This window comes from Marinobacter sp. UBA2498, from assembly GCF_002341575.1.
In the GTDB taxonomy this organism is placed as follows: Bacteria; Pseudomonadota; Gammaproteobacteria; order Pseudomonadales; family Oleiphilaceae; genus Marinobacter; species Marinobacter manganoxydans.
Genome location: NZ_DDOI01000008.1, coordinates 12,864 through 14,722 on the forward strand (window position 1 = coordinate 12,864; position 1,859 = coordinate 14,722).

3 protein-coding genes and 1 pseudogene are annotated in these 1,859 nt (G+C 56.6%); 1 reads left to right on the plus strand and 3 read right to left on the minus strand.

Going from position 1 to position 1,859, the window contains the following annotated elements:
* On the minus strand, positions 1 to 519 hold a 519-nt coding region (locus B2W52_RS00820), incomplete at its 3' end, for a DMT family transporter (protein ID WP_286801003.1).
* Positions 520 to 557: 38 nt separating this feature from the next.
* Complete coding sequence (locus tag B2W52_RS00825; protein WP_008171599.1) at positions 558 to 701, minus strand: hypothetical protein; 144 nt, start codon at positions 699 to 701, stop codon at positions 558 to 560.
* Between the two features lie 188 nt (positions 702 to 889).
* Here B2W52_RS00825 and B2W52_RS00830 point away from each other — a divergent pair, with 188 nt between their 5' ends.
* Positions 890 to 1,681: an enoyl-CoA hydratase gene (locus tag B2W52_RS00830; RefSeq protein WP_008171597.1), complete on the plus strand. Its 792-nt coding sequence runs from the start codon at positions 890 to 892 to the stop codon at positions 1,679 to 1,681.
* Positions 1,682 to 1,706: 25 nt separating this feature from the next.
* Here B2W52_RS00830 and B2W52_RS00835 read toward each other — a convergent pair.
* Positions 1,707 to 1,859: pseudogene (locus tag B2W52_RS00835) on the minus strand (DUF192 domain-containing protein); the annotation flags it as partial.

The window sequence follows — 1,859 nt, forward strand, 5'->3', positions numbered from 1 at the left end:
GTCGGGTTTGGAGCGCGCTACGTTGAGGTTGGAGGCCAGGGCAGTGGCGGCAACCACGGCCATCAACAGACCCAGAGGGTCGCCCTTGCCGAATTCTCCCACGGCCATGAAGGTGGCGCCGGTGACGCACACCAAAATGACTACCCAGGTGCGAAGAGGCAGCGTTTCTTTCCAGACCGCCCAGGCAATCACGGCCGCGATGACCGGCGCGGTGTTCAGGATGACCAGCACATTGCCGGCGGCTGTGTTCTTCATGCCAACCACGAACCCAAGGGTACTGATGGCAAAGGCACCGGCACAGAACAGGCCTTTACGGCCGCATTTTCGAATTTCAGGCACCAGTCGGGAACGGTATCGCGCCCAGCTGATCACAAAAAAACTGATCGCCAGTAACAGGCCGCGCCAGAACAGAAAGACCACAGGATCCACGGAGGTGATTTTCACCAGCAACGCATCGGGCACGATAAACAGCACGCCCAGAGCTGCGATGGTCAGTCCTTTGATTCTGGTAGTCTGCAACGTGGCTTCGCCTGTTCCGGTGTGGTGGTTCGGTTAATTTATGGGTTGTCCTGTTCCGGCAGCGGCTGGATGCTGTTGATGTCGCCGGTTGGTGTTGCTGGATCGTCTTTTACGATTATGAAGACTGCTCCGCCGATAACCGCGATGGCGAAGATGGCTTTGAGGATCATTGATTTTGACATGCGTTATTCCTCTCTGCAGTTTTGGCTTCTACCAACAGCCTATGGGCAGCAGAGGTCTATAACAACCGCAACGCATTGAAAACTGAGCATCCTACAAAAGTCGCTTCGACAGTATAGACGCAGTCAGCAATACTCTGGGTAAGATTCCAGAATGCCCGGTGCAGCAACGATTCAAATGGAGTGTCCACATGACTGAACAAACACAAGAGCTGGTGCACAAGTACAGCGAAAATGGCATTACCACGCTTACACTGAACCAGCCGGAGAAGAAAAACAGCCTTTCCATGGCCATGCTCGAGGCCTTGTCTGAAGAGCTGGCGATCATCGCCTCCGATTCGAAAACGCGGGTTGTCGTCCTTGCGGCTCATGGCAACGTGTTTTGTGCCGGCCATGACCTCCGGGAAGTGCGTGAGCAGTTCGATAGCCATGAATTCCAGCTGGCCCTGTTTAACCAGTGTAGCAAGGTGATGCAGCAGATCGTGAACCTGCCCCGGCCAGTCATTGCGCGGGTTGCGGGTGTTGCGACCGCCGCCGGCTGCCAGCTGGTGGCCAGCTGCGACCTGGCCGTGGCGGCCGATACCGCCCGGTTTGCGACGCCTGGCGTGAATATCGGGCTATTCTGTTCCACGCCGATGGTGGCGCTGTCCCGGAATGTGTCACGCAAGCACGCGATGGAAATGCTGCTGACCGGTGAGATGATTGGTGCCGTGAAAGCTGAACGCATCGGACTGGTCAATCAGATTGTTGATGAGCAGCACCTGGACGAAATGGTTTACAAGCTGGCGCGTACCATTGCCGACAAGTCTGGTCATACCCTGAAGATTGGTAAGGAAGCCTTCTACCGGCAACTGGAAATGCCGCTGGAGGACGCTTATGAGTACACCTCAAAGGTGATGGCAGACAACATGATGGCGAACGACGCCCAGGAAGGTATCTGCGCATTTCTGGAGAAGCGCAAGCCAGAGTGGCAGGACAGCTGAACCGGTTGCTGAGACATTGCCCGGCCTAATTTGCGGGGCAATTGTCCTTTCCGATGGCGAGCCGGTCGCCCGTTCCGATTCCATGTTCCAGGAAAAAGCCGGCGTTCATCTCCACGGCCTCGATGAATGGCACACCGGCCGGGTAGGTGGGGCAACCGGATCCGCTGGCCGAGGGGCA

Coding starts and splice junctions, on each gene's coding strand:
- B2W52_RS00825 (WP_008171599.1), bottom strand. CDS start 701: ATGTCAAAATCAATGATCCTCAAAGCCATCTTCGCCATCGCGGTTATC.
- B2W52_RS00830 (WP_008171597.1), top strand. CDS start 890: ATGACTGAACAAACACAAGAGCTGGTGCACAAGTACAGCGAAAATGGC.